Genomic DNA, 7159 nt, shown 5'->3' with positions numbered 1-7159 from the left:
TCGCCCTACCCCGTGTCCGGCCGTCCCCGCCTCGGGGTGGCGATGATCGGCCACTCGTTCATGGGAGCCGTGCACTCCCAGGCCTGGCGCACCGCGCCCCGGGTGTTCGACCTGCCCTTCGACGTCGACATGACCGTCGTCTGCGGCCGTGACCCGAAGGGCGCGGCGCGGGCCGCCGAGCGGCTGGGGTGGGGCGACTGGGCGGCCGACTGGCAGGAGGTGGTACGACGCGACGACGTGGACGTCGTCGACATCTGCACGCCCGGGGACTCGCACGCCGACATCGCGATCGCCGCCCTGACCGCCGGCAAGCACGTGCTGTGCGAGAAGCCCCTCGCCAACACCGTCGAGGAGGCCGAGCGGATGGCCGCCGCGGCGCAGGTCGCCGCCGAGGCCGGCGTCCGGTCGATGGTCGGCTTCAACAACCGGCGCGTGCCCGCGTTGGCACACGCGGCCCGGCTGATCGCCGAGGGCCGGATCGGCGAGGTGCGGCACGTCAGGGCCCAGTACCTCCAGGACTGGATCGTGGACCCCGAGTTCCCGCTGGTGTGGCGGCTGCGCAAGGAGCGGGCCGGTTCCGGCGCGCTCGGGGACCTCGGCTCGCACGTCATCGACCTGCTCCAACACCTGACCGGCGAACGGCTCACCGGAGTGTCGGCGACACAGGCCACCTTCGTCACCGAGCGCCCCCTGCCGACCGAATCCAGCGGACTCTCGGCGCAGGCCGGGGAACAGCGCGGCCGGGTGACCGTCGACGACGCCACCGCGTTCACCGGCCGACTGGAAGGGGGAGCGCTCGTCGTGGTCGAAGCGACACGCTTCGCCACAGGACGCAAGAACGCGATGCGGATCGAGCTGAACGGCTCACGCGGGTCGATCGCCTTCGACTTCGAGTCCATGAACGAGCTTCTGCTCCACTACGCCACCGCCCCGGAGACGGAGGCGGGATTCCGCCGGATCCTGGTCACCGAGCCCTCACACCCCTACCTGGGTGCCTGGTGGCCGCCCGGTCACGGCCTGGGCTACGAGCACGCGTTCGTCCACCAGGTCCACGACTTCCTGACCGCGGTGGCGGACGACGGGAGCGACCCGCGCCCGTCGTTCGCCGACGGCCTGCAGGTCCAGTACGTCATGCAGGCCGTCGAGCGCAGCGCCGCGGACCTCTCTCGCTGGACGGGCATCGGCTGACCACACGTCACCTCTCGGCGCCTTCACGGGCTTTCTCCGTATCCGCCGTTGAGGCAACCATCACCACCACGCGCCCGCCCGGTCGATTCGACGCGTCCAGGGCGCACACGGCACTCCCGTGGTACTCCGCCACACGCCTCACATTCACAACATCCGAGGTCAGAGCGTTGCAGTGCTCTTCACCAGGGAGTTCACCGGAAGTCCTGCGCGCGGTCCGGCACCCGCATAGCGTGCGATGACCCGGACCATTCCCCGCCTTCTCGCGGTCCGCACCTCTTGGGGCCCACGACCCACTAGGAGATCTTGGAATGTCTTCCGACAGCTCCGAGTTACACCCGCTCCAGTACCGGCCCGGACGGCACGCCTCTCCCACCACGCCCATGTGGGCCTCGGCCCCGCAGAGCGGCAGCCGGCCGACGGCCCTGCCCCGTTCGGCGGCCGGACCGCACCGCGATCTGCGTCTCCTGCGCCGGGCCTGCCGCTGGCAGCGGCGCGTCGCCGCGTTCGCGGCGCTCGGCTACTTCGCCGTCTTCCTCACGCTCACCGTCGAATTCCCCTCGGTGATGGCCCGTCCCGCCCCGGGCGGCTTGCCCACCGGACTGTTCCTGGCCCTGGTGCAACTCCCTGTCACCTGGCTGGCCGTGGTCTTCTACGAGGGGATCGCGCGTCGCTACGTCGACCCCCTCGCCCGCCGGGTGCGCCGTCAGGCCCGTCACACCCGCGACGGGGCGGTGCGGCCGTGACGGACTTCAAGGGCGCCGCGCAGTCCTGGTCGCTCGTGGCGTTCTTCAGTGTCGTGACCCTCACACTGCTGCTGTGCGTGGTCACCGGTCCGGACCGTGACGACCTGAACGAGTTCTACACCGGCTACCGGTTGCTGTCGCCCCTGCGCAACGGCCTGGCGATCGCCGGTGACTACATCTCCGCGGCCACCGTCCTCACGGTCGGCGGCATCATCGCGTTATGCGGCTACGACGGTGTCGTGCTGGCGCTGAGCACCCTGCTCTCGCTGCTGCTCCTGATGTTCGTACTGGCCGAACCGCTGCATCACACCGGCCGGTTCACGATGGGCGACGTGCTGGCCCGCCGTATGCCCGGCCGTGCGGTGCGGATCACCGCGTGCGCGGTCACCCTCGCGGCGCTGGTGCCCATGATGGTCGTGCAACTCGCCGGTGTGGGGCAGCTGCTGGCGTTCGTCCTCGGTTTCTCCGACAGCACGATGCGCACCGGCTGCGTCGTCGGCGCCGGAGGGCTGATGATCACGTACGCGGCCATCGGGGGCATGCGCGGCACCGCCCTGATCCAGATCCTCAAGACGGTGATCCTCCTCGGCTCCGGGCTCGTCGTCGCCGCGATCATCCTGCACACCTTCGGCTGGAGCCCGCAGACCCTGTTCCAGTCCGCCGCACAGAACAGCGGCGCCGGTCCGAACTACCTGCGCTACGGCCTGCAGTTCGCGGGCGGACAGCACCCTGCCCTCGACATGGTGAGCACCCAGTGCGCCATCGTGCTGGGCGGCGCCTGTCTGCCGCACGTCACCATGCGCATGTACACCGCCGGCAGTACCCGTCAGGTGCGCCGCGCGATGTCCTGGGCGGTCTCCGCGGTCGCTCTGTTCATCGCGGTCATCACCGTCGTCGCCGTCGGCGCCACCGCCCTCATCGGCGGCAAGACGATCGCCGCCGCGGACCCACACGGCAGCACCGCCTATCTGCTCGGGGCGCGCGCCGCGTTCGGACCGAACCTCTCCCGCCCGGAGAGCCTGCTGTTCACCACCGTCACCACCGCCATCTTCCTGACCCTGCTGGCATCCGTGGCCAGCATGACGCTGGCCTGCGCCAACTCCCTGGCCCATGACGTCCTCGCCCGCACGAACACACCGCCCCTGCGCGAGATGGCACTGGCGCGCCTGGCCGCGCTGGCCGTGGGAGTACCGGTGATCGCACTGGCCGTACTCGCCCAGCACCGCAGCCTGCAACCGCTGGCCATCGTCTCCTTCTGTCTGGGGGCCTCGGCCATCGCTCCCGCGCTCGTCCTCGGTCTCTTCTGGCGGCGCTACACCCGCGCCGGCCTGCTGTGCACGCTCATCGGCGGCACCCTCAGCGTCCTCATCCTGATGACCGGCACCAACCTCGTCTCCGGCTCCCCCCAATCCGCCTTCCCCGAGGCCGACTTCAACTGGTTCCCCTTCACGACAACTGCGCTGGTCTCGGTTCCGGCAGGTTTCCTGTGCGGCCTGCTCGGCACTGTCCTGTCCGGCCGAAAGGCCACCGCACGCGAACGCCACCGCTACGAGGCGATCGAACCCGTGCTGCTGGCCGGGCCGTCGCAGCCCAGAAGCGGATGACCGTGCGCCGCCGACCCGGCCGGGGCCACCGCTCACCGTTTCGCCGCCGAGGGCGCCACGGTGGTGATCATCGGCCGCACGCAGGCCAGGTTGGACACAGTGGTGTCCGAGGCGCCGACCGGCTCGACTCTGATCGCCCGGGTCGGTGACGTCTCCGACGAGGAGGGCATCACCAGGTTGGTGAACGCCGTGGCCCACGACCACGGCCGGTTGGACACGTTGGTCAACAATGCCGCGTCCGTCGAGCCGTTGGGCACCGTGACCGACATCGACGCGACGGGCTGGCGACGCGTCATGTCCACCGACCTCGACGGAGTCTTCTACGCCTCCAGGGCCGCGCTCCCCCATCTGCGTGCGGTGGGCGGCAGCATCGTCAACGTCGGTTCGGCGTCGGGGCTCGGCGGTGACTGGGGCCTGGCCGCCCACGACGCCGCCAAGGGCGCGGTGACCAACCTGACCAACGCGATGGCGCTCGACCACGGCGCGGAAGGCGTGCGCGTCAACGCCGTTCATCGGGGCTCTCCTTCGTGGATGCCCCCGGCTTCAGCCGGGGGAGGAAGCGAAGCTCCTGCGGAGCAGGGCAGGGGAAGCGGGTTCGCCGTCAGGGCGGACCGGTGTGCGCCGCCTACCGGCCGACACCCGCCGCTCACACGGGAGTTGATACGGTCTGAGGTATGGCGCGGCAGGTCAAGCGGGCGTTCAGGTACCGCTGTTACCCCACGGGCGAGCAGGCGGGGGAGTTGTCGCGCATGTTCGGTTGCGTCCGTCTCGTCTACAACAAGGCGCTGGAGGAGCGCACCCGGGCCTGGTACGGGGAGCAGCGCCGCGTCTCCTATGTGCAGTCGTCGGCCGCGATGACTCAGTGGAAGAAGACCGAGGAACTGGCCTTCCTGACGGAGGTGTCCTCCGTCCCGCTCCAGCAGGCGCTGCGGCATCTTCAGACGGCGTTCGGGAACTTCTTCGCCCAGCGCGCGAAGTACCCGCGCTTCAAGTCGAGGAAGAAATCCCGGGCGTCGGCCGAGTACACCCGCTCCGCCTTCACGTGGCGCGAGGGACAGCTGACGTTGGCGAAGATGGCCGGTCCGCTGGACATCCGCTGGTCGCGCCCCCTCCCGGAGGTTCGGTACCGACGACGGTGACGGTGTCCCGTGACAGTGCGGGCCGCTGGTTCGTGTCGCTGCTGTGCCAGGACACCATCACGCCGGCCGCCGGGATCACCTCCCTCGTGACCCTGTCCACCGGGGAGAAGGTCGCCAACCCGAAGCATGAGAGGTGTGACCGTGCGCGGCTGGCCCGGGCGCAGCGGGAGTTGTCCCGCAAGGCGAAGGGCTCGGCGAACCGGGAGAAGGCCCGCAAGCGGGTCGCCCGCGTGCATGCGCGGATCGCCGACCGGCGCCGCGACTTCCTGCACAAGCTCACTACTCGTCTCGTCCGTGAGAACCAAACGGTCGTGATCGAGGACCTCGCCGTCCGCAACATGGTCAAGAACCACGGTCTCGCCCGAGCCATCTCGGACGCGGCCTGGCGTGACCTGCGGATAATGCTGGAGTACAAGTGCGCCTGGTACGGGCGGGAACTCGTCGTGATTGACCGCTGGTTCCCCAGCAGCAAGCTGTGCGGGGCCTGCGGGACGGTCGCGGCGAAGATGCCGCTGAACGTCCGCGAGTGGACGTGTGATTGCGGCGCCGTGCATGACCGCGACATCAACGCGGCCCGCAACATCCTGGCGGCCGGGCTGGCCATCTCGGCCTGTGGAGCTGGTGTAAGACCCCAAGGGAGTTCTCCCGGCGGGCAGTCGGCGTGGAAGCAGGAACCCCTACAGCGCGAACCGTAGGAATCCCCCTTCTTCAGGAGAGGGAAGAGGTCAACCCAGCATGGTCTCCACCGACCTGACCGCGGGATTCCTCCAGAGCGACGCCATCGTCGCCGCCGCCCTCAACCGCGTACCGATGCGACGCCTCGGCGAGCCTGCCGAGGCGGCCTCCGTCATCACGTTTCTGGCCAGTCCGGCGGCAAGTTACGTGAACGGGGCCCATATCCGCGTCGACGGAGGCCTCGGCGCGTCGAACGGCAATCCTCACATCGCCTGACCCGAGCAGCGCTCCAGCACCGACTCTCACCACACACCGCGCCACCGCCCGAACGGCAACTCTCATCATGAGAGTTGGCTTGCATAAAAGGGTCGGCTCGCCTACATTCATGAGAGTCAACCCCAACGAACACAGCCAACTCTCTCAAACGGAGGCTCAGATGACAGACGTCTCAGTCGTCGGTCCGGACGCCGGTGAGTCGATCCAGCTCGGCCCGACCCGGATGCGGATCCTCGAAGACGGCACTACGACTGATCACCGCCTCGGCATCGGGGAGATCACGCTCGCGCCGCACACCGACGGTCCGCCGCAGCACCGGCACGCCCGCCACGACGAGGGCTTCTACGTCGTGTCCGGCGCGGCCCGGTTCACCGTCGGCGAGACCGTGCACGACGCGCCCGCCGGAACGCTGGTCATGATCCCGCCCGGCGCCCCGCACACCTTCGCCAACCCGACCGACGGCACAACGGTCCTGCTCAACACGTTCACCCCAGACCTGTACGTCGACTATTTCCGGGAACTGCGCGACATGATCGCCGCCGGCCGCCCCCTGACGCCCGAGGTGACCATCGAAGCGATGAGCCGCTACGCCACCGAACCGTCCACCGACTTCGCCTGAACGCCGGCACCCATAACCCGTCAACGCGTCAGCCCACGCAGCACCCGAACCAATCAAGGAGAAGTCCATGGGAACCACCACTCAATACACCGTCAGCCTCGACGGAGTCGGCCCGGTCGAGGTGTCCGTGGCCGGATTCGGCGACGGACAGCCGTTCCTGCTGCTGCACGGCGGAGCCGGCCCGCAGTCGGTGACGGGGTTCGCCGAGAAGTTCGCCGCCGCTCACGACGTGCGCGTGCTGGTCCCGACCCACCCGGGCTTCGGCGGCACCGAGCGGCCCGAGGCATTGACCACCGTCTCCGGTCTGGCCACGCTCTACGGCGCGCTCCTGGACCAGTTGGCGCTGACCGACGTCACCGTCATCGGCAACTCCATCGGCGGCTGGATCACCGCCGAGATCGCGCTGCTGAAGTCGCCGCGCGTCAGCGGCATCGTCCTGATCGACGCGGTCGGGATCGAGGTGCCCGGCCATCCGGTGGCCGACTTCTTCTCCCTGACCATGGATCAGGTATTCGGGCTCACCTTCCACAACCCGGAGCCGTTCCGCATCGACCCCGCGACCCTGCCCCCGGCGGCGCAGGCGATCGCCGCGGGCAACCGGACCGCGATCGCCGTCTACGCGGGCTCCGCCATGGCCGACCCCACCCTCGCCGGGCGTCTCGGGTCCCTGGAGATCCCCACCCTCGTGCTCTGGGGCGAGAGCGACGGGATCGTCGACGTCGACTACGGACGCGCCTACGCCGCCGCGATCCCCCTGGCCCAGTTCCAACAGCTCCCCGAGACCGGCCACTCCCCGCAGCTGGAGACCCCGGACCAGGTCATCCACGCGATCTGGGACAGCGCCGGCACGGACTTCACCGCCTTCGCCCGCTGAACCTCGGCCATCCGACCCCATCCTCACCCACCACCCCACAC

General features: G+C 69.6%; 6 protein-coding genes and 2 pseudogenes. All 8 read left to right on the top strand.

The genetic code is table 11. From position 1 onward, the window contains the following. Positions 1–12: 12 nt before the first annotated feature. The 8 genes and pseudogenes from AC31A1_RS43045 to AC31A1_RS43010 all read left to right on the top strand — a co-directional run bounded on the left by AC31A1_RS43045 (position 13) and on the right by AC31A1_RS43010 (position 7118). A complete protein-coding gene (locus AC31A1_RS43045; protein WP_489658525.1) occupies positions 13–1188 on the top strand; it encodes a Gfo/Idh/MocA family protein in 1176 nt (391 codons plus the stop codon). Positions 1189–1496: 308 nt separating this feature from the next. Beyond that, on the top strand, positions 1497–1931 hold the full coding sequence (locus tag AC31A1_RS43040) for a DUF485 domain-containing protein (protein WP_489658524.1): 435 nt from the start codon (positions 1497–1499) through the stop codon (positions 1929–1931). Next, a complete protein-coding gene (locus AC31A1_RS43035) occupies positions 1928–3535 on the top strand; it encodes a sodium/solute symporter (RefSeq protein ID WP_489658523.1) in 1608 nt (535 codons plus the stop codon). Before AC31A1_RS43040 ends, AC31A1_RS43035 begins: the two co-directional genes overlap by 4 nt. A gap of 60 nt (positions 3536–3595) precedes the next feature. Then, positions 3596–3994 (top strand): annotated as a pseudogene (locus AC31A1_RS43030) (SDR family NAD(P)-dependent oxidoreductase); the annotation flags it as partial. A gap of 215 nt (positions 3995–4209) precedes the next feature. Beyond that, positions 4210–5428, top strand: a pseudogene (locus AC31A1_RS43025) (RNA-guided endonuclease InsQ/TnpB family protein). Then, positions 5410–5625: an SDR family oxidoreductase gene (locus AC31A1_RS43020; RefSeq protein WP_489658522.1), complete on the top strand. Its 216-nt coding sequence runs from the start codon at positions 5410–5412 to the stop codon at positions 5623–5625. Before AC31A1_RS43025 ends, AC31A1_RS43020 begins: the two are co-directional and overlap by 19 nt. 160 nt (positions 5626–5785) lie before the next feature. Continuing rightward, complete coding sequence (locus tag AC31A1_RS43015; protein WP_489658521.1) at positions 5786–6244, top strand: cupin domain-containing protein; 459 nt, start codon at positions 5786–5788, stop codon at positions 6242–6244. A 67-nt stretch (positions 6245–6311) separates the two neighbouring features. Next, on the top strand, positions 6312–7118 hold the full coding sequence (locus AC31A1_RS43010; RefSeq protein WP_489658520.1) for an alpha/beta fold hydrolase: 807 nt from the start codon (positions 6312–6314) through the stop codon (positions 7116–7118). The last annotated feature ends 41 nt before the right edge of the window (positions 7119–7159 follow it).

The sequence above is a fragment of the Streptomyces sp. P5F9 genome (assembly GCF_057961495.1).
This window is presented reverse-complemented; position numbering and strand designations above follow the sequence as displayed.

Bases quoted from the DNA above. Each gene is read 5' to 3' on its own strand.
- AC31A1_RS43015 (WP_489658521.1), top strand. From the start codon at position 5,786: ATGACAGACGTCTCAGTCGTCGGTCCGGACGCCGGTGAGTCGATCCAG.
- AC31A1_RS43040 (WP_489658524.1), top strand. From the start codon at position 1,497: ATGTCTTCCGACAGCTCCGAGTTACACCCGCTCCAGTACCGGCCCGGA.
- AC31A1_RS43010 (WP_489658520.1), top strand. From the start codon at position 6,312: ATGGGAACCACCACTCAATACACCGTCAGCCTCGACGGAGTCGGCCCG.
- AC31A1_RS43020 (WP_489658522.1), top strand. From the start codon at position 5,410: ATGGTCTCCACCGACCTGACCGCGGGATTCCTCCAGAGCGACGCCATC.